Below are 18,124 nucleotides of genomic sequence, written 5' to 3' on the forward strand. Positions count from 1 at the left end.
AAGGCAACGAGTTCCTCGCGCGCGTAGTCCTTCGAACCAAAGGCATTGCGCAGCTGGCGCCCCAGCCGCGAGGCATGCCCGGTGGCGTGGGTCAGCTCGTGGAGGCAGGTGCGGTAATAGTTGATCTGATCATGGAAGGCCGGTTGCGGCGGGACCTGCACGAAATCCTCGCCCGGCACATAGAAGGCCCGCGCGCCGCCGATGCGAAAATCGACCCCGCTCGCGGCGATCAGCTCTTCGGCAACGGGCACGACTTCACGTTCGGGCAGCGGCACCGGTTCGGGCGCGAACCCCGCAGGAAGCCCTTCGCACTGCGCGACATTGAAGACGGTAAAGCGCTTGAGGAAAGGAACGGCCCTCGCATCCTCGCCGGTTTCGCTGGCGCGCTGCTTCTCGGCTTGCGGCACGAAGCGATCGGCATAGACCACGCATGTCCCGTGCTCACCCTTGCGCACGTTGCCGCCAGCCTCCAGCGCCTGCCGGAATGTGAGCCATCCTTGCGAAGGCCAGCCATGCTCGAAGACCGCGCCCCACAGGATGAGGACATTGACGCCCGAATAGGCCCGCCCGGTCAGCGCATTGCGCGGCAGGCCGGGGACCGGCGCCCCGCTGCACGCACTGGCGACACTGTCCGCCCATGGCTGCACCCACGGCACGCGCCCCTGTTCCAGCTGGCGGATGATCGCGGCGGTTACCTCTTCGTAGAGATCGCCCCGCGATGCCCCCGCAGCCCCGCGCCGGAAAGTCTGCCCCGTCCCCTTCCTGCTCCCCCTCGCCCGGCCCTTCGCCCGCCCGCACCGCGCCTCGCCCCTGCCGGGTACAGTGCCACCGGCACCGTTGCTGTTGTCCTTCTCCCCAAAATCCTCGCCATTCCCGCCCGCACCAACCGCGCGAGCCTTGCTCCCGGCCTTCGAATTGCAGCGCATCGCCTGCCTCCTGTCCTTACCAAACCTGCCATGCCTCCCCGCAAAAAGCGGGGGTGGGCGGCAAGCGGACGGACAGGCCCGCCGCAGTGGCGGCGCTGGCATCCAAGCCGGGGTCCCCGCCCGCACACGGGCGGGGTGGCGCAGGACCGGAACGGCAGTGGAGGAGCCGGGCTGCAGCCCGGCTTGCCTGCGGCGCGGGCGGGCCTAGACGGGAGCGGGCCCACCCGCGCTTGACCGGGAGAGGCCCACAAACAGCGCCGCCCGCGCGCCATGCGCGGGCGACCGCTTCTGCGGACGCACAATCCGCGTCCGTCCTTTCGCGCCATGCGATCGTTACCGAATGGCCGGGATCGGCGCAGACGAGCCCGGGGCGCCAGGCGGCATGGACGTCCCGTCCGCCGCCGGGGCCTAGAGCGCGGTCGCGCCGTCGGGGCGCGAGGCGCCGGAACTGTGCGATACCCGCACTTCAGGCCGCGACTTCTCTGCGAAATGACGATCGGAATGTCTCAGGGAGAAAGGGTGCGGTAGACAACGGGCCGCTCCCGGAAGGCTGACGCGAATTGCTCCCTTTTCCATCTGTCCAGGCTTCACCTCCCGGAATCGGCAATTCCGGATCACACGATGTCCCGCGGAACGCACAGAAGACCGCTTACCTTGACTTGCTGGCAGCGTGACAAACCGGCATATTTGCACCCGTTCGGGAATATTTGTCGCCTTCCATGCTGCCATGGCGCATTTTTGCTCCCGATCAGGAGCATAATGGAAAATTGCTTGCCGGAATCGAATTTACGACCCCGTTCGGGATCAAAAATTGACTTCCGCCCTCCGATACGCTAACTTTGATCCCGAAAGGGTGCAAAATGGAACTGCCACGAGAATCCGCGACGGAACGCCTGCTTCGCCAGATGCGCGCGCAGGACCGCGAGTTCGAAGCGCTTCACGGTTCGCGAAGCCTTGCAAAAGCGCTCGACATGGCCGGCATCTCGCGCGCGGCGGGAATGCCGCGCAGCGTGGTCGACGAGCTTGTCGAACAACAACGCCAGTCCCCGGCCTCGTTGCTGAAGCATGCAACCCGGACAGAGCAGGACGAACTGGCCCGGGCCATATCCGACCTGCATGGAAGTTCGATCAAGGACACACTGGCACGCACCATACCCGCCAGTGCAACGCAAACTGCAACGGATCTCCTGGAAGCCTATTCGCGCGAAGCCGGTATGGGCGGGAGCTCCGTCGTGTCAGGACCGGGAGCGAGGACACGCCCCACTGCCCGTTCGGCCACACCGACAGTTACGGTCAAAGGCACGGCCGACCTCGGGCCGATGGTGCGCAAGGCCCGCAAGGCGATGAAGATGAACCAGTCGGAATTCGCCGCCCATGCCGGCGTCGGCCGGCGTTTCCTGTCCGAACTGGAAAGCGGCAAGCCCAGCCTCGAATTCGACAAGGTCATGGCCTGCGCCCTGGCTGCCGGTATCGATCTTCTGGCAAGAACACGCGGGTCCTGATGCGCCTGCTTGACGTCTGGCTGGAATCTTCCGCCCTGCCGATCGGTCACCTCGCCGCCGGTGACGATGGCGCCATGGGCTTCGTCTATACGGCCGACTGGCTCGGCCAGGCGGACAATCACGCGCTGTCGCTGTCCCTGCCGCTGACCGGAGAACCGTTCGGAGACGCAGTAACCCGGGCCTGGTTCGGTAACCTGCTCCAGGAGAACGACCAGCTCGAACGCGTCATGGCCCGCGAAGGCCTCGATCGCGGCGACATTGCCGGCCTGCTCGCCCATGTCGGCTCGGATTGCGCCGGTGCGGTCAGCGTGCTGCCCCAGGGACATCCGCCGGTCAAGCGTCCCGGCAACCTTGCCGAGGACTACGACGCACTCGACGACGAGACCTTCCGGGACCTTGTGCAAAGGCTTGCCGAGGGCCGTCCGCTACCCGAGGACATGCGTGATCCGTCACCGGTCGCCGGCTACCGGCGCAAGATCTCGCTGGCTGAGCTCCCCGGCAATCGCTTTGGGCTGCCGAAGCCGGGAAGCGGCGCGCCGACCACCCATATCCTCAAGATACCCGATCCCGGCCATCGCCACGAATCCCGTCATGAAGCCTTCGTAACGAGGCTCGCGGCACAGTGCGGCCTCGATGTCGGCAAATGCACGGCAAGCGACGTGGATGGCCAGGAAGTTCTGCTGATCCACCGTTTCGACCGCAAGGTTGATGGAAGCGACGTCTATCGGCTGCATCAGGAAGATTTTGCCCAGGCCCTCGGGCTCCCCGCAACGCTCAAATACGAACGGCGCGGGCAGGAAGGCAGGCGGTTCGATGCCGCGGCCATAGCGCGAATTCTGGCCGAGACGGACCGTCCGGCCATGGCCCGCCAGCGCTTTCTCGAGATCACGCTGTTCGATCTGCTGGTCGGCAACAACGACAACCATGCCAAGAACCATGCCCTGTTCCACCTGCCGGGGCGGGCTCCTGTGCTAGCCCCCTTCTACGATCTCGTTCCGGTCCAGGTCGTTGCCGGCTACACCGACGAGCTGGCTTTCAGGATCGGCGAGGCGCACGTTCCGGAAGACATTCGCCGCGAGGATCTTCTTCACTTCTGCGAGGCCATCGGCATTCCCCGGTCCGGTGCGCGTACGCTCCTCGAACGCGCTGCCCGGCAAATGATCGAGGCGATCGAAGAGCATTCCGCCCGTTTTCCGCAGGAGATGCGAGCACTCGACAACCTTGCCGGTGAGCGGGAAGCCCACCTCAATGCCATTCTCGAACTGGGCCTCGAGCTGCGCGAACGCGACGCCCACATTGTGAGAGGCGGGGGCTGGGCGCTCAGCTAGGATACGGCATCTTTGCAGCACTCGCTGCAGCAAGGACAGCAAGACCACCTCGTGGGACCGGGCACCACAGCTTCAGCGGATACAGTCTCTTCAATCGCGCTTTGTGCGTGCCACAAATTATCCCACAATTCCGGCAAACCCAAACTTATGGGATAAACGCTGCAAATTCCCCGTCAGCCCTCCCCCCGCATCAGAAACCGGTATCCGCCTTTCGCCAGCCGGCGCGCTTCGGCAGCCAGCCTGCGCACCCGCGAGCGCAGGAAATCCGACCCGTCATGCCAGTCGGAAGCGACCCGTTCGGCGCCATAGAGAACCTGCGCAATCTCGCGCTGGCTGGCGCCTTCGGTCAGGGCGTCGTGGACGCGAAGCGCCTCGATCCAGCGCGCCACGCGCGGATCGGCGGGGAACAGCGAGGACAGGAAGCGCCTTTCACCGGCAAGGGCGATCAGCCGCCGCAGCGGCAGGATCTTCGGTGCCGCAGAAACAGTCCCTGAAAGGCAATAGCCCAGGATAACCGGTCCATCCCCCAGCGTCCCGGAAACGACGTCCAGACGGATATGGCGAAGTCCGTCGCTCAGGACCGCATGTTCACGGCCATCGGTCCCGGTCACAAGGGTCAGCCAGGGTGCCAGCGTGGCAGGATCGATGGCATCGGGATCGCGCGCTTCGGCAGGCACGGCCGTGACGGCAAGCGTGCCGGGATCGAGATCGGCACGCCAGATCAGCCGCGCATCCGGTGCCGCCTTTGCCGGATCCTCGGCGAAAGTGAAGCCCCCAGGAAGCGAGGTCGTCAAGGCCTGCTCCGCGCGTCGCGGTGCTCGCGCGCACGTGCCATTCGACATAGCCGGCATCGCGCCGGAGCCATTCCCACATCAGCCCGGCCCGGTCGATACCGGCGAGGGCGTCATAACCGCGGCGCTCCCGCCACGAACCCGGGCGAAGCCGCCAAACGCTCACAAGGCCGCGAGCATCCCGTGCACGCCACTGTCATGCCAGGGACATAAAATACCATTGATTGCGCGGTGAAATTTCATACCATGGCGGCACCGTTCACCAGTGGCTCTATTCCGGTATGGGGACCGGAAGCGGGTTCGCGCCTTTTTGAAAAGGACGGCTTCGCGTATTCGGGTGGCTTGAGACACCGCGCGGAGCCGGCGTTTGCAATGGGCGTTCGCAAGGTATTCGACAGGTTCGCGCTGGCCGTGGCAGGAGCCACATGCGTGGCCGACCTGGCCATGATCCTCACCGACATCACCCGGCGCATGGGATACGACTACTACGCGCTGACGCATCACATCGACTGGAAAAATCCGCCGCCCGGCGCGATCCGCATCCACAACTACCCGGACGCCTGGGTCGAATTCTTCGACGGCCATGGCCTTGGCGGCGCCGACCCGGTCCACCGTGCCAGCCAGCGCACGAATTTCGGTTTCACCTGGCACGATGTGCCCAAGATGATCATCCTTACCGGGAATGACCGGCGGATCCTCTCGCTTGCTGCTGAGCATGGCCTGGGCAATGGCTATACCGTCCCGGCCAACGTTCCGGGCGAAGTTCACGGGTCCTGTTCGTTCGCGATCGGGACGGACCGGGACTTTCCCAGCCATACGCTCGCGATCGCGCAGCTTGCCGGCGCGCTTGCCTTCGAAGGGGCAAGGAGGTTGAGCCTTGTTGGCGCCAGGAACCGGCACCCGCTGATACCCGTACTCACCCAGCGGCAGCGCGATTGCCTGATCTGGGCCGCGCGGGGAAAGACCGACTGGGAGACCAGCCGCATCCTCGGGATCAGCGAGGAGACCGTCGCGCAGCATATCAGGGAAGCCTGCAGGCGGTACGGAGTGCAGAAGCGGACATCGCTCTTGATCCATGCGCTGTTGGACGGGACGATCAGCTTTGCCGAGATCATCGAGCGCCGGTATCCCCCTTTTCCGGGATAGGCGTTTGACAGCCGCCAGAGTCAGGTTCGTGAACCTTTTCAAGGAGGTTCGCGATGCTTCACCAGGCCATGGCCGCGCCGGACACCCGGCACACGCTCCTTTCCAACATGTTCGCGGCGCGAAAGCGGGTCTTCATCGATTTGCTCAAGTGGGACCTGCCGGTCACGAATGGTCGCTACGAGATCGACCGCTTCGATACGCCGCAGGCGGCATACCTCATGCTGGCGGGCCAAGATGGAGAGCACCGCGCGTCAGCACGGCTGCTCGCGACCTGCACCCCGCATATCCTGGACACCTTGTTCCCCACGCTGTGCGACGAAGACATCCCGCGCGCAGCCGGCATCGCCGAGATCACCCGCTTCTGCCTCGACCGTGGTCTACGCGCCAGCGATCGCCGGATCGTACGCGATGCACTTGTCCATGCCCTTGCCCGCCATGCGCTCGACAACGGCATCACCTGTTACACAGGCGTTGCCGAAACAGGCTGGCTCGAGCAGATCCTCGCCTTCGGGTGGCGCTGCCGGCTCCTGGGCGAGCCGAGAACCATTGGCGGCTCGCGCCTTGGAGCCCTCATCATCGAGATCGACGAAGACACGCCTTCGCGCCTCGAACGCCAGGGCCTCGTCAACAATGCCGCGGAGACCTGCCATGTCCTGTGAACCGCAAGCCCCGCTCGAGCATTCGATCGCCGCGGCCTTGAAGGAAATGGGCTATTGCCTCGTGCGCGGCGCCATCGATGCCGGCGAAGTTCGGCGCCTCGAGCAGGATCTCGACCGCGCCTTCGAGGAAACGCCCTTCTGCAGCGGCGGCTTCTACGGCGAGCGGACCCGGCGTTTCGGGAGTCTCTTGCGCCGGTCGGCGCGAACCGAACAGTTCGTGCGCCACCGGGACATCCTCGCCGCCGCGGAAGAAGTGCTCACCCCCTGGTGCGACAGCGTCCAGCTCAACCTGACCCAGGGGCTTGCGCTGCATCCCGGTGCCTTGCCGCAGCTCCCGCACCGCGACCAGGACATGTGGCGCGGCGTGACAGGCGAAGTCGAATACCTCGTCAACGTCATGTGGCCTTTCACGCCCTATACCCGGGACAACGGAGCCACCCTTGTCTGGCCCGGCAGCCACGGGCGGCGCGCGCTTGTCGCCGATCCACAGGCGGATCCCCTCGCCGTGGAAATGGTACCCGGCGATGCCCTGCTTTTCCTGGGATCGACGCTGCACGGCGCCGGAGGCAACCGCACCGGGCAGGTCCGCAAGGGCATGATCGTCAGCTATTGCCTTGGCTGGCTCAAGCCCTACGAGAACCAGTGGCTGGCCTACCCGCCGAAAATTGCACGCCATTTCTCCAGCGAACTGGCCGGCCTCGTCGGATACCGCCAGCACCGCCCGAACCTCGGCAACTACGAAGGCGAATGTCCCTCGCGCCTGCTGACCGGCCAGGACTTCATACCGACCGGAGCCAGGGATGCCTTGCGCCCCGATCAGGAGGATATGGTCGCAGCCTTCGTCGAAAGCCAGCGCGCCGGCAGATGACCCATGGCCAATGAGCGGCGGACCATGAGCCCATGAACGCCGGAACAACCGCCGGGCGGGTTTACGACGCGCTCAAGGCGCTACTGCTGTCGGGGGCAGTGCCGCCTGGCGAACATCTCGAACCGGCAAGGCTCGCCGAAGGCCTCGCGAGCAGTGTCACCCCTGTCCGCGATGCCTTGCATCGCCTCGTCGGCGAGCGCCTTGTCGAGGCGCGCACCAGCAGCGGCTTCAACCTGCCGCTCGTCACCGAAGCGGGCTTGCGCGATCGCTACCGGTGGAACGAGGAAGTCCTGTTTGCCGCCATCAGGGCGCGCAGGCCCACGACCGATCCCGAAGCGGCGCACATCGAACCGTCGTCCAATCCCTCCGAGCCGGACAGGTCCCTGTTCGAGCGGATCGGCGCCCTGTCGGGAAATTTCGAGCACGGCATCCAGATCGCTGCGGCCAGCGACAGGCTTTCTGCGGCGCGCGCTGCGGAATACCGTGTCTTCGATAGTTCCAACGCCGAAATCGCGCGCATGCATGAAGCCTTGGGCTCGGGGACGCTCAGCGATCTCAGGCGGCTGGTGCGCGGCTATCATCGCCGGCGTCTCCGCGCGGTTCCCGAAGTCGTGCGCCTGCTTTACCACCCGCCACAGCGCCCGGGTCAATAATCGGGCTATTTGCGGGTTATAAAGTTCGGATAGCCGGGCGCCGGACCTACGATTCCTCGTGCCGCAATCCTGCGGCGATACAACCGAGGAGTACGTCATGGAACGTGAAGACGACCTGATCGACCTGGGCACTGCCAGCGTCGAGACCAAGGGACCGGCCGGGCCGGTCGAGGACTTCGCCATCGGCCAGGTTCTGGCCGGTCTCTCCGACGACTGACCGCCGGACGACTGAAACGGGAATGCGCGGTCCTTGCGGCCGCGCATTTCTCCCGCATTTTCGCTCCGGCACTCCCCCGACACTATCTGGAGGCACGGGTCATGGCCTATGCCCTTCGCGCAGGCCTATCCTTTTGCGAGGCAGAAGGCCGCCTCATTTTCCTCGACCTTCCCACAGACCGCTATTTCTGCCTGGCACCGCCGGCCGAAACCGCCTTCAGGCGCATCTGGCACGAGGACCCAAGCGAAGAGGGCGACCGCCAATTCGCTGAGCGGAGCGGCCTGTTCACCGAGGCGGCGGTCGCCTCGATCGCCCCCTGCCGTGCACCGGACACATGCAAGCAAAGCCTGCTCGAGGAAGAGAGACAAAGGGCAAGGGCCGGCGATGTGGCAATGATGCTGGCATCTCTCGCACGCGCCTCTTGCGAACTGCGCGTGCGCGGCCTTGCCGCTTCACTGGCCCGGTTCGAGACTGCAAAGGCGCGTGCCACCGGGGATCCCGGATGCCAGGCGCCTTCCACCGCCCCTCTCATGGCGGCGGCCTCTGCCCTGCGCGCTTCCATGCGCCTTTACAGCTTCCATGAACGATGCCTGCCCGCTTCGCTGGCCCTGGCGATACGGCTTGCCCGGGCCGGGATTCCGGTCGATCTCGTGCTGGGCGTGCGCCTTGCCCCCTTCAAGGCCCATGCCTGGGTCCAGCACGGCGAGACCCTGGTGAACGAGAGGCTATCTCTTGCCCGGCTCTTCACGCCGATCCTCGTCCTGTGACCGCGTCCCGTTTCCTTGCCGGTTTGGGCATGCCGCAGGCATCAAGGGAGATGCTGGAGAGCCGTTCGCGCGAAGCGGGTTTTGTTGCCCTTGCCAGTTCGCCCGACTGCTTTCTTGCGGCGGCGCCCGGCACGCAGGCATTGCCCATTGCGGAGCATGGCTTCGTGATCGGCCACCTGTTCGCGGCTGGAAGCCGCCACGAAGTCACGGCCCTGACACCGCAAGGCGCGGCCACCATTGTTAGTTCCGGTGGAGAGCGCCTTATCGAGGCATTCTGGGGCGATTACATCGCCATCTGGCGCACCGCCGATGGCTTTGCCCTCCTGCGCGGGCCGTTCGGCAACCTTCCCTGCCTCCATGCAACACTGGACACCGGGCTGATCGCGGGTTCGGACATCGCCGCGCTGCGCCATGCCGGCCTCCATCCCCTCTCGATCGACTACGATGCCGTTGCCCGCCAGCTGATTGCCGGCGACTTGCGCACCAGGGAGACCTGCCTTGCAGGCATAGCGGAATTGCGCGGAGGCGGGCGCATGACCCTCGCGAACGGCAGGGCGCAGATCGACAGCCTCTGGTCGCCCTGGACATTCACCACCTCCACCCGCCGCATCGATGACGAGGAAGAGGCATGCGAAGGACTGCGCCGCCACACGAATGCCTGCATCGCGGCAAGGACAAGCCGGCTGGAAAAGCCGCTGCTGATGCTGTCGGGCGGCCTCGATTCCTCGATCCTTGCAGCCTCCCTCGGGATATTCGGGCGCCGCTTTGCCTGCCTGACGTTCGCGACGGCAGATCGCATCGGCGACGAACGCGATGAAGCCCGCGCGGTCGCGGCGCACCTCGGGCAAGAGATTGTCGAGCGAAAGCTGGAGCCCGCCGGCGTCGACATCGCACGTCTTGCCGCCACTGGCCTCCCCCGCCCCTCGGCGCGAAGTTTCGAGCAACACGTCCATGGCATCGCTCGGGACCTCGCTGCCGAGCTGGGATGCGATGGCGTGCTCGATGGCGGCGGCGGCGACAACGTCTTCTGTTCGCTGCAATCGGCGGCACCGGCGGCCGATTGCCTTCTCGCCGCTGGCGGATCGGGCCACTTCTGGCAGGTGTGCGACGACATGGGCGAACTGGCGTCGGCATCCCGGTGGACAGTAGCCTGGCGTGCCTTGCGGCGCGCCTGTGCTGCCTCCCGCGCGCCGCTCTGGCCACTCGACCTGCGTTTTCTGACCCAGGATGCCAAGGCGCATGCAATGCAGGCAGCGCGTCATCCCTGGCTCATGCGCAACCCTGTCCGGCTTCCGGGTCGCGGCGCGCACATCGCCCTCCTGGCCGCGGCACAGGGTTATATCGAGGATGGCCCCCACGGCACCAAGACCGCGAGCCTGTCGCCCCTGTTGTCGCAGCCTCTCATCGAGCACTGCCTTTCGATCCCGAGCTGGCTTTGGCTCGCACGCGGCTGCAACCGGGCCGCCGCCCGAATGGCCTATGCCGATCGCCTGCCCGCCCAGATCGCATGGCGCCGCGACAAGGGAGCGCCGGACAGCTTCCTGATTGCGCTGCTCGATCACAATCGCGCGCTCATCCGGGAATATCTTGCAGGCGGCCTGCTGCAGGGGGCCGGTGTAATCGAGCCGGCCCTTGTTCTCGAAGCGCTCGACGATCCGCGTCCGGCGCGCGGCACGGACTACCGGCGTCTCATGCGCCTTTTTGACACGGAAAGCTGGGCGCGAGGAGTTGCTGCTGCTGCCGTGTCCGGTCGAGCTTCGGCATGAGCGGCCAAAGCAATCCATACAATCAAACGGCCGGTGCCCTTGCCTATTGCCATTGGCAGTGATCAACCGGCCCGGCAGAACAAGCCAGCTGCCGGGGACATCATTGGAAAATGGAAACGGCCCCGGCGGGCCAACAAGGCTACCATCGCTGTCGGCGCGATCTTCCATGCGAACAGCCTAGCGCCGGAGCAGCGGTCCGGCGCTATGGCTAGATCTGGGACTTTTCTGCCTTTCCTATGCCGTAGGATGAAGGTCGGCTCCTGCCAGAAGCCGACATTTGACCTCGGGCCACGCAGGGCGGTATGACTGCGACTAGCATGAATACGGGTCTGCAAGCTCAATCACCCGGCTCTGCTACTCCCACGAGATCACGCCGTCCGCCAAACGCCAGCTCGCTGGCCGGATCACTTTCTCATGGGCGATTCGGACTGACCTGATCTCCGCTTCGATCTCGCGCCGCCAATGCGCGAGGAAGTCGAACAGTACCGGAAAATCCGGTGCTGCGTCGTATTCCTGCCAGGCATAGACCTGCAAGAGCGAGGGGTGATCCGGCATGAAATAGCAGATTTCTGCCGTGGTAAGCCCATATCCGTCCAGCTGAACCAGAAAAGCGCGATCGGTCATTGCAGCGTGGGCTGGCTGTCCGGGCCGTCGAGCGAGCGCAGCGCCGCGAATACGTCGTCAACGCAAACCGGACCTTTGAGTTCGGGGGGCTGGCGCATCGCAGGTTGGTTTTCGACGGCATGCCGATCAGATGCCCAGGAAGCCAGGATGGCTCGCTTCACTTCGGGCTCAAGCGCGGGATGATGCGCTACATCGAAGGGATGCAGGTAGCGTGCGAATGGTTGCGACATGGGAACATCCTCCTTTCTGCCTTGCCGCTTATCACTCACCGCGGATTGCTCCGCTCGGGATATTTTGTGAGTCGATTTCAGACCGTCAAGACCCTGATAAGGCCTCCGGAAAGCGCCCATTGGCAGTCGCAATCGGCGAGTGCCAAAAAATTTGATTTGGACCTCTTGAAGCCGTTTCCAGCAAAACTAGATCGCGAAATGCCTCCTGCCGATCATCCGGGGGAGGCGCTGTAAGTCATTTCGCTTTGTAATGGAGGTTATGCATGCATTTCCGACCTTTGCACGATCGCGTGCTGGTTCGCCGTATCGAGGCCGAAGAAAAGACGGCCGGCGGCATTATCATCCCTGACACCGCCAAGGAAAAGCCGATGGAAGGCGAAGTCGTCGCCGTTGGCCCGGGGGCGCGTGACGATGCCGGGAAGCTGGTGGAACTCGCCGTCAAGGCGGGCGACCGCATCCTGTTCGGCAAGTGGTCTGGCACCGAAGTGCGGATCGACGGCGAGGACCTGCTCATCATGAAGGAGAGCGACATCCTCGGCATCATCGAAACTGCCGCCGAGCTCAAAAAGGCGGCGTAAGCAACCAACCCGATCTTCGGTTCAATCGAAAGAAGAGAAAGGAGCAGGCCAGATGGCTGCGAAAGAAGTAAAGTTTGCGTCGGATGCGCGTGATCGCATGCTCCGCGGCGTGGATACGCTTGCAAATGCGGTTAAGGTAACTCTCGGCCCCAAGGGCCGCAACGTGGTGATCGAGAAGAGCTTCGGTGCCCCTCGTATCACCAAGGATGGCGTCACTGTCGCCAAGGAAATCGAACTCAAGGACAAGTTCGAAAACATGGGCGCACAGATGCTGCGCGAAGTCGCCAGCAAGCAGAACGACAAGGCGGGTGACGGCACGACCACCGCCACCGTTCTGGCCCAAGCCATAGTGCGCGAAGGTGCCAAGGCGGTTGCTGCCGGCATGAACCCGATGGACCTGAAGCGCGGTATCGACCTCGCCGTCGGCACCGTGGTCAAGGACCTCGAAAGCCATGCCAAGAAGGTGTCCGCCAACAGTGAAATCGCACAGGTCGCGACCATTTCCGCCAATGGCGACGAAACCGTCGGTCGCATCCTTGCCGAAGCCATGGACAAAGTCGGCAACGAAGGCGTGATCACGGTCGAGGAAGCCAAGAGCCTCGAAACCGAGCTCGAAACGGTCGAGGGCATGCAGTTCGATCGCGGCTATCTCTCGCCCTACTTCGTGACCAACGCCGAAAAGCTGAAGGTGGAACTCGAGGATCCCTACATCCTCATCCATGAGAAGAAGCTGTCGAACCTGCAGGCGCTGATCCCGCTGCTCGAACAGGTCGTGCAGTCGGGCAAGCCGTTGCTGATCATCGCGGAGGATGTCGAAGGCGAAGCCCTGGCTACCCTGGTGGTCAACAAGCTGCGCGGCGGCCTCAAGGTCGCGGCGGTCAAGGCACCCGGCTTCGGCGATCGCCGCAAGGCCATGCTGGAGGATATTGCCATCCTCACCGCCGGCAATGTGGTCAGCGAGGAACTCGGCACCAAGCTGGAAAATGTCACGATCGGCATGCTCGGCCGGGCCAAGAAGGTCATCATCGACAAGGACAACACCACCATCGTCGATGGTGCCGGTAACAAGGCCGACATCGACGCCCGTGTCAGCCAGATCCGTGCCCAGATCGAGACCACGACCAGCGACTACGACCGTGAAAAGCTTCAAGAACGCGTGGCCAAGCTGGCTGGCGGCGTCGCCGTCATCCGCGTCGGCGGTGCGACCGAAGTCGAGGTCAAGGAGCGTAAGGACCGCGTCGACGACGCGCTGCATGCAACGCGCGCTGCCGTTGAAGAAGGCATTCTGCCGGGCGGCGGTATCGCTCTGCTCCGGGCGCTTAAGTCGCTCGAAGGGCTCAAGGCCGCCAATGACGACCAGCAGTCGGGTATCGACATCGTGCGCCGCGCGCTGCGAGCACCGGCTCGCCAGATCGCCGAGAACGCAGGCGAGGACGGTGCCTATATCGTCGGCAAGCTGCTCGAAGGCGACGATTACAACCACGGCTTCAACGCCGCGACCGGCGAATACGAAGACCTTGTGAAGTCAGGCGTCATCGATCCGGCAAAGGTCGTACGCACGGCGTTGCAGGATGCGGCTTCGGTTGCCTCGCTGCTGATCACCACCGAGGCTCTGGTGGCTGAGCTGCCGAAGGAAGACACGCCAGCACCGATGCCGGCGATGGACTTTTAATCGCGAGAGGAGAGCGGGGTATCGCACCGCGCTCTCCAATCCGCGAACACCAGGCAGTTAGCAATGCCAGTTCGGCACCTGCTCACGCGGCCTGACACCGGGCAGGTTCTGAACGGGGCTTAACGGATCAATCGGTCGAATGAGAGAGGAGGAGTCTATGGCCGACAGGTATCTGGAGTATCTTTCACGCGAACATGCACGGCTGGAGGATGAAATCCGGCTGGAAAGCAAACGACCCCGGCCTGACGAAGTTCTGATTGCCCGGCTGAAGAAGCTCAAACTGGCGGTCAAGGACCAGATGCAAAACTGGGCTTCCAGTCACGCGAGCAGCGATCGGCTGACCGCGTAAACGGACTTGATCCTATCAAATTGTCTCCTGGAAGAAGGCCAGGCGCACCTCCATCGGTGCGCCTGGTCTTCTCTTGCAAGGCACTGAAAAAAACCCATAAAAATTTTTAATAGGTCTTGAAACCAATTGCGCGTTTCATAATTTTATCAATGCCGGATGCCATAACGGGTCCGGTTGGACAGAGGGCGTCGGCTCTTGGTTCCCGGCGCCTCTCACGCCCAGATTGCTCAACAAGGAGGATTTGGAAATGAGAACTGCATTTGATTTGACCCCCTATCGCCGCTCGACGGTCGGTTTCGATCGGCTCTTCGATGCGCTCGAGAACAGCTTCCGCGCCGAGACGCAGGATGGCTACCCACCCTTCGACATCGTTCGCACCGGCGAGGACAGCTACCGGATCACTCTGGCGGTTGCCGGCTTCCGTCCGGACGAAATCGACATCACTGCACAGCAGAACCAGCTCGTCATCTCCGGTCAGAAGACCGAGAAGGACGAAGACGGTGTTGAATTCGTTCACCGCGGTATCGCTGCCCGCGCGTTCGAGCGGCGGTTCCAGCTGGCCGACTATGTCGAAGTGCGCGATGCGGATTATGAGCACGGCATGTTGACGATCTCGCTCCAGCGGATCGTCCCTGAATCGCTCAAGCCGCGCAAGATCGCCATCGGAAGCCGCGAGCATGTCAACGACGACACACCGCAGCTGACTGAAGACAAGGCGGCCTAAGCCCCAATCATCGGGCAAATCCTCGGCGGGGTGGGTGCAATCGCACCTGCCCCGCTTGACGAAGCTTTGCCCAAACCAGTCCGTAAATAGGAGGAATGTCGAGATGGCTATCGTCTTTGGCTCAGCAATGAATAAGCGGCAGCTTCCGGCGGCTTCATTTGAGCGAGTGTATGGCCGAGATGTTCGCGGCTTCTGTCCGGGTGCTGAGAGCCACACCAACGGCAGGTTTTGGCGTGAACGGTCCTTCATGATGGTTGATGGGAACGACCGGGTCTGGTCGAAGATTGCCTTTATCGCTTCTTCGCGGTCAGACCCAAAGCCGAGGAAGTCGATATCGCGGGTATGACGGTTGTCATGGTCGAGCGCTGGGTGACGAGCATTCCGTCTTTCAGCACATAGCGGCGCGATATTCGGATTTCGACAGTCGCAGCAGAAGGCGCTCGAGTGCAAAGCGCACGAGCAGTATGTCTAACGTGCGCCCCTCTTCGCGCGCCAGATTGAGCAGGCGCGCTTTGATGGAGGCGGCAATGTTCTTCGGTCCGTCAGCCATTGAATGTCAGCGCTTCTAGATAGGGGCGCATGATCCGCCAGGCGCCGCCAGCCCGTGCCGCATCCGCTATTTCGGCCGGACGCGCCCTTTGCTGCTCCAGCGCCGATCGCAGTCCTTCAATGGCAATCGACCGGTCGACAAGACGACCGTTGCGAAACAGGTCCGCAAGCGTCTTGGACACGGAATAGATCGGCACATCGACCCCCGAAATCCTGTGGTGCTCGATACCCTGCGCAAGATACTTGTCGGCGAAGCGTACGATGCGCACCGGCGGATAACCCGGGACCGGAGACCAGTCGCTCGTGCCGATAGCCACCCAGGTCTTTCGCGGCATCTGGTCGGTCAGCCCATGCCATGCCAGGGCCGAGACCATCGAAATCACGCCTTTGGGAATGCGCTTGGTGATCTCGGCAAGGGCAAGATTGCTGTCGATCTCGGCATTGGGATCCTGGTAAAGGCCACGGCCAACGCGGACGAGATCGCCATCGGCAAGCGCACGCTGGATGGTCGTTCCGGCAATTCCGTGATTGCGCAGCTCCTGCGCGCGCAGGATTGAGTGGCCTGCCACGAGGCTGCGGAGCTGTTCGCGTTGACTGATCGCCTCGACGGCCATGTTACAAAACCAATGACAAAAATAATTTTAATTATAGGTTTTGTAACACACTATCCCACGTTCCGCCAATCTGTTTCCTAGCGGTGTACGAGAGGAGCAGATCCTGACTAGCCCGCCCCATCTTCGCCGCTATTGTGGCGCTCTGCCGCCCTCCCGTCACGCAGTTCTTCCCAGCGTGCATATTGCGATCGCTTGCCGGGAGCGGGATCCTCATGTTCGCGCAGCCAGAAATCGAACCAGTCGATATTCCGGTCATACACGGCGAGCCGGTGAACGGGCTGCCACTTGTTGTGGTATTCGTCTGGATAGACGTACATCTCGACGGGCTTACCGGCTTCTGTCAGTGCCCCGATCGCAGGCAAGGCCATCAAGGCCTCGCGATCGGCCAGTTGCATGAGCAAGGGCGTATCGATGCGTCGCGCATTGATCGAAAGCGATATCGGCCGCCAGTAGTCACGATCGTCATCGACCGATGGCGGCAGTCCGAGACGCCGATTCTTGTTGCCCCAGGCAAGGCCGCCAAGGACCATTGAACTGAGCAGGTCGTCGCAGCAGCTGCTCATGGCGGCCGCGGCGAACCGGTTCGAATTGACCAGCGCGAACTCGACGGTCGACGCACCGTCACTTAGGCCGGTGATCCCTATGCGCGCCGGATCGATCGAACCGGTTTCGATAGCCTTGTCTACACCCTTGAGGACCGCGGAGAGAATGCTGCGCCGTTCCGCCCAGTCGCGATGGGCTCCCGTCAGCAATTGCTCGAAGCTCGTCAGCGCCGGGTCGTCAGCACCGACATAGGGCGGCCGCTCGATGCTCAGGACAGCGAACCCCTGGGCTGCGAGCGGATAGATCGGGTACTCATCACCGACACCGCCGCGAAGAAAGCCCCGGCTGTGATAGAGGGTCACGATCAGTGGCAGGCGGTGTTTGCCGTCATAGCCAGGTGGCAGGATAAGATCGCCCCAGGCCGGCAATCTCCGGTCGTTGGCAAAATGCAGACGCTGGACCTTGCCGAGATCGAACCGTGCAAAGCCGGGATTGGGATCGAAGAGAACACGGCTGCGCCCTGATGCGGCATCGATTGCTACGACCCGCCTAGGCGTGGTTGCATTTTCCCGTCCGCAAATGAGTTCCTGGCCGGAAAAGATGCACCCGGTGAGTGCATCGAGGGTCCTGAGTATCTTAGCCAGAGCGCCGGTTCGTGGGGACCAGCGATAGAGTGCCGTCTCTTCATGGTCCCATCCCTCGTGCGCCAGGAAGAGCAGCGAATGGCCATCGGCCTCCCAAAAGAGGCGCGCGATATGGCCACGGCAGGCTGCATGATCACACCGGGCACGGGCATCATTGGCCCTCGAGGCCCAGATCTGCTGGTCCGACATCGGGTTGCCATTCACCCGTTCGGTCCAGGCCTTCGCCCCTGCAGGCGATATGGCAACGGATTCATATCCATAACCGGCCGGACTTGGCGGGACGACAAGCGCCTTTTCCGCCTCGGTCGATTTGCGCGTCTCTCCGCTCGCCAGATCGACGGTGTAGCTGATTTTCGGGATGTCCTTCACCCAGGGCTGCGGCTCCCACGACTGGTGGGGCAGGACACTGGCATCGAAGCGCCAGCCCGACTCCCCTTCCCTGTCGATCTCCCGCTTCGCCGTCACGGCACCGGTCCGGGCCAGGTAGACGATTTTGTCGCCGCTGGCCGACCAGGCAAACTCGTCGATGTCCACGCCAGAATGCGTCACGACCTCGGTTCCGCCGCCATCGGCTCTCACGCGCACGACCTGCACCAGGCCATTCACGCGCTTGCGATAGGCAATCCAGCGCCCATCCGGCGACCATTCCGGCTCGATCTGTTCGGGAAAACCGGTCGTGACGAACAGGCCCCGGAAGTTTCCGGTGAAGATGGGTAATCGCCCGCCTCGATCGAGGATCCGGCCCCCCGCCCGGACATCCAATGGCACCGTCACCAGCGCGGAGCAAATCGTGTTGGTTGCCGGGTCCCCCCTGCTGATCACAAAGGCCAGCGTGCGCCCATCAGGGGAAAGGGCGAATGGACTGGTCGGACCGTCGATCACATCCGGATAACCAATGTCCCGCATCCTTGCGAGATCCAAAGCCGTCATCCGCGCATGCGGCCCCAAATCGGCCTTCCCTGGCAGGAGATCCT

At 63.4% G+C, this 18,124-nt stretch carries 20 protein-coding genes and 1 pseudogene; 13 read left to right on the forward strand and 8 right to left on the reverse strand.

Going from position 1 to position 18,124, the window contains the following annotated elements:
• The coding region (locus NN5_RS17095; protein ID WP_084385013.1) for an ArdC family protein at positions 1-926 on the reverse strand (926 nt) is incomplete at its 3' end.
• Between the two features lie 860 nt (positions 927-1,786).
• On the opposite strand from NN5_RS17095, the gene NN5_RS26965 reads away from it, so the two are divergent.
• Together NN5_RS26965 and NN5_RS17105 are read left to right on the forward strand one after the other, a co-directional pair.
• Positions 1,787-2,428 (forward strand): helix-turn-helix domain-containing protein, encoded by a 642-nt coding sequence (locus NN5_RS26965; protein ID WP_084385014.1) that lies wholly within the window; start codon positions 1,787-1,789, stop codon positions 2,426-2,428.
• Entirely contained in the window at positions 2,428-3,756 is a 1,329-nt protein-coding gene (locus NN5_RS17105; protein WP_067736035.1) for a type II toxin-antitoxin system HipA family toxin, read from the forward strand. Before NN5_RS26965 ends, NN5_RS17105 begins: the two co-directional genes overlap by 1 nt.
• Before the next feature lie 173 nt (positions 3,757-3,929).
• On the opposite strand, the gene NN5_RS17110 is transcribed toward NN5_RS17105, so the two are convergent.
• Both NN5_RS17110 and NN5_RS27330 read right to left on the reverse strand, forming a co-directional pair.
• Entirely contained in the window at positions 3,930-4,550 is a 621-nt protein-coding gene (locus NN5_RS17110; RefSeq protein ID WP_067736038.1) for a DUF2285 domain-containing protein, read from the reverse strand.
• Between the two features lie 25 nt (positions 4,551-4,575).
• Positions 4,576-4,629: pseudogene (locus NN5_RS27330) on the reverse strand (hypothetical protein); the annotation flags it as partial.
• A gap of 290 nt (positions 4,630-4,919) precedes the next feature.
• On the opposite strand from NN5_RS27330, the gene NN5_RS17115 reads away from it, so the two are divergent.
• The 7 genes from NN5_RS17115 to NN5_RS17140 all read left to right on the forward strand — a co-directional run bounded on the left by NN5_RS17115 (position 4,920) and on the right by NN5_RS17140 (position 10,623).
• Positions 4,920-5,693: a LuxR family transcriptional regulator gene (locus tag NN5_RS17115; RefSeq protein ID WP_067736041.1), complete on the forward strand. Its 774-nt coding sequence runs from the start codon at positions 4,920-4,922 to the stop codon at positions 5,691-5,693.
• A gap of 53 nt (positions 5,694-5,746) precedes the next feature.
• On the forward strand, positions 5,747-6,352 hold the full coding sequence (locus NN5_RS17120) for an acyl-homoserine-lactone synthase (RefSeq protein ID WP_067736044.1): 606 nt from the start codon (positions 5,747-5,749) through the stop codon (positions 6,350-6,352).
• Entirely contained in the window at positions 6,342-7,220 is an 879-nt protein-coding gene (locus tag NN5_RS17125) for a phytanoyl-CoA dioxygenase family protein (RefSeq protein ID WP_067736047.1), read from the forward strand. Before NN5_RS17120 ends, NN5_RS17125 begins: the two co-directional genes overlap by 11 nt.
• A gap of 32 nt (positions 7,221-7,252) precedes the next feature.
• Positions 7,253-7,873 carry a GntR family transcriptional regulator gene (locus NN5_RS17130; RefSeq protein ID WP_067736050.1) on the forward strand — a complete coding sequence of 207 codons (621 nt, stop codon included), beginning with the start codon at positions 7,253-7,255 and terminating at the stop codon, positions 7,871-7,873.
• Between the two features lie 97 nt (positions 7,874-7,970).
• Positions 7,971-8,090: a benenodin family lasso peptide gene (locus NN5_RS25920; RefSeq protein ID WP_157081188.1), complete on the forward strand. Its 120-nt coding sequence runs from the start codon at positions 7,971-7,973 to the stop codon at positions 8,088-8,090.
• 101 nt (positions 8,091-8,191) lie between these two features.
• Positions 8,192-8,857 carry a lasso peptide biosynthesis B2 protein gene (locus NN5_RS17135; RefSeq protein ID WP_067736053.1) on the forward strand — a complete coding sequence of 222 codons (666 nt, stop codon included), beginning with the start codon at positions 8,192-8,194 and terminating at the stop codon, positions 8,855-8,857.
• A 29-nt stretch (positions 8,858-8,886) separates the two neighbouring features.
• Positions 8,887-10,623, forward strand: a complete 1,737-nt coding sequence (locus NN5_RS17140; protein ID WP_084385016.1) for an asparagine synthase-related protein — start codon at positions 8,887-8,889, stop codon at positions 10,621-10,623.
• 354 nt (positions 10,624-10,977) lie between these two features.
• On the opposite strand, the gene NN5_RS17145 is transcribed toward NN5_RS17140, so the two are convergent.
• Positions 10,978-11,247 carry an usg protein gene (locus NN5_RS17145; protein WP_067736059.1) on the reverse strand — a complete coding sequence of 90 codons (270 nt, stop codon included), beginning with the start codon at positions 11,245-11,247 and terminating at the stop codon, positions 10,978-10,980.
• Positions 11,244-11,477, reverse strand: a complete 234-nt coding sequence (locus tag NN5_RS17150) for a hypothetical protein (RefSeq protein ID WP_067736062.1) — start codon at positions 11,475-11,477, stop codon at positions 11,244-11,246. The genes NN5_RS17145 and NN5_RS17150 overlap by 4 nt, the downstream gene beginning before the upstream one ends.
• Before the next feature lie 263 nt (positions 11,478-11,740).
• Between NN5_RS17150 and groES the strand changes: the two genes are divergently transcribed.
• From groES to NN5_RS17170, 4 genes are all read left to right on the forward strand, one after another.
• A complete protein-coding gene (groES, locus tag NN5_RS17155) occupies positions 11,741-12,055 on the forward strand; it encodes a co-chaperone GroES (RefSeq protein WP_066760610.1) in 315 nt (104 codons plus the stop codon).
• Between the two features lie 52 nt (positions 12,056-12,107).
• Positions 12,108-13,727 (forward strand): chaperonin GroEL, encoded by a 1,620-nt coding sequence (gene groL, locus NN5_RS17160; protein WP_066760612.1) that lies wholly within the window; start codon positions 12,108-12,110, stop codon positions 13,725-13,727.
• 157 nt (positions 13,728-13,884) lie between these two features.
• On the forward strand, positions 13,885-14,076 hold the full coding sequence (locus NN5_RS17165; protein ID WP_067736065.1) for a YdcH family protein: 192 nt from the start codon (positions 13,885-13,887) through the stop codon (positions 14,074-14,076).
• 247 nt (positions 14,077-14,323) lie between these two features.
• Positions 14,324-14,800, forward strand: a complete 477-nt coding sequence (locus tag NN5_RS17170; RefSeq protein WP_174523909.1) for an Hsp20 family protein — start codon at positions 14,324-14,326, stop codon at positions 14,798-14,800.
• A gap of 388 nt (positions 14,801-15,188) precedes the next feature.
• Here NN5_RS17170 and NN5_RS25925 read toward each other — a convergent pair whose 3' ends face one another.
• The 3 genes from NN5_RS25925 to NN5_RS17180 form a co-directional block, all read right to left on the reverse strand.
• Entirely contained in the window at positions 15,189-15,350 is a 162-nt protein-coding gene (locus NN5_RS25925) for a hypothetical protein (protein ID WP_157081189.1), read from the reverse strand.
• Positions 15,343-15,963 (reverse strand): type IV toxin-antitoxin system AbiEi family antitoxin domain-containing protein, encoded by a 621-nt coding sequence (locus tag NN5_RS17175; RefSeq protein WP_067736068.1) that lies wholly within the window; start codon positions 15,961-15,963, stop codon positions 15,343-15,345. The genes NN5_RS25925 and NN5_RS17175 overlap by 8 nt, the downstream gene beginning before the upstream one ends.
• Before the next feature lie 107 nt (positions 15,964-16,070).
• A complete protein-coding gene (locus tag NN5_RS17180) occupies positions 16,071-18,080 on the reverse strand; it encodes an Atxe2 family lasso peptide isopeptidase (protein WP_067736071.1) in 2,010 nt (669 codons plus the stop codon).
• Positions 18,081-18,124 lie beyond the last annotated feature (44 nt).

This window comes from Novosphingobium naphthalenivorans NBRC 102051 (assembly GCF_001590985.1).
Classification (GTDB): Bacteria; Pseudomonadota; Alphaproteobacteria; order Sphingomonadales; family Sphingomonadaceae; genus Novosphingobium; species Novosphingobium naphthalenivorans.

Bases quoted from the DNA above. Each gene is read 5' to 3' on its own strand.
- NN5_RS26965 (WP_084385014.1), top strand. From the start codon at position 1,787: ATGGAACTGCCACGAGAATCCGCGACGGAACGCCTGCTTCGCCAGATG.
- NN5_RS17105 (WP_067736035.1), top strand. From the start codon at position 2,428: ATGCGCCTGCTTGACGTCTGGCTGGAATCTTCCGCCCTGCCGATCGGT.
- NN5_RS17115 (WP_067736041.1), top strand. From the start codon at position 4,920: ATGGGCGTTCGCAAGGTATTCGACAGGTTCGCGCTGGCCGTGGCAGGA.
- NN5_RS17120 (WP_067736044.1), top strand. From the start codon at position 5,747: ATGCTTCACCAGGCCATGGCCGCGCCGGACACCCGGCACACGCTCCTT.
- NN5_RS17125 (WP_067736047.1), top strand. From the start codon at position 6,342: ATGTCCTGTGAACCGCAAGCCCCGCTCGAGCATTCGATCGCCGCGGCC.
- NN5_RS17130 (WP_067736050.1), top strand. From the start codon at position 7,253: ATGAACGCCGGAACAACCGCCGGGCGGGTTTACGACGCGCTCAAGGCG.
- NN5_RS25920 (WP_157081188.1), top strand. From the start codon at position 7,971: ATGGAACGTGAAGACGACCTGATCGACCTGGGCACTGCCAGCGTCGAG.
- NN5_RS17135 (WP_067736053.1), top strand. From the start codon at position 8,192: ATGGCCTATGCCCTTCGCGCAGGCCTATCCTTTTGCGAGGCAGAAGGC.
- NN5_RS17140 (WP_084385016.1), top strand. From the start codon at position 8,887: ATGCCGCAGGCATCAAGGGAGATGCTGGAGAGCCGTTCGCGCGAAGCG.
- NN5_RS17145 (WP_067736059.1), bottom strand. From the start codon at position 11,247: ATGACCGATCGCGCTTTTCTGGTTCAGCTGGACGGATATGGGCTTACC.
- NN5_RS17150 (WP_067736062.1), bottom strand. From the start codon at position 11,477: ATGTCGCAACCATTCGCACGCTACCTGCATCCCTTCGATGTAGCGCAT.
- groES (WP_066760610.1), top strand. From the start codon at position 11,741: ATGCATTTCCGACCTTTGCACGATCGCGTGCTGGTTCGCCGTATCGAG.
- groL (WP_066760612.1), top strand. From the start codon at position 12,108: ATGGCTGCGAAAGAAGTAAAGTTTGCGTCGGATGCGCGTGATCGCATG.
- NN5_RS17165 (WP_067736065.1), top strand. From the start codon at position 13,885: ATGGCCGACAGGTATCTGGAGTATCTTTCACGCGAACATGCACGGCTG.
- NN5_RS17170 (WP_174523909.1), top strand. From the start codon at position 14,324: ATGAGAACTGCATTTGATTTGACCCCCTATCGCCGCTCGACGGTCGGT.
- NN5_RS25925 (WP_157081189.1), bottom strand. From the start codon at position 15,350: ATGGCTGACGGACCGAAGAACATTGCCGCCTCCATCAAAGCGCGCCTG.
- NN5_RS17175 (WP_067736068.1), bottom strand. From the start codon at position 15,963: ATGGCCGTCGAGGCGATCAGTCAACGCGAACAGCTCCGCAGCCTCGTG.
- NN5_RS17180 (WP_067736071.1), bottom strand. From the start codon at position 18,080: ATGACGGCTTTGGATCTCGCAAGGATGCGGGACATTGGTTATCCGGAT.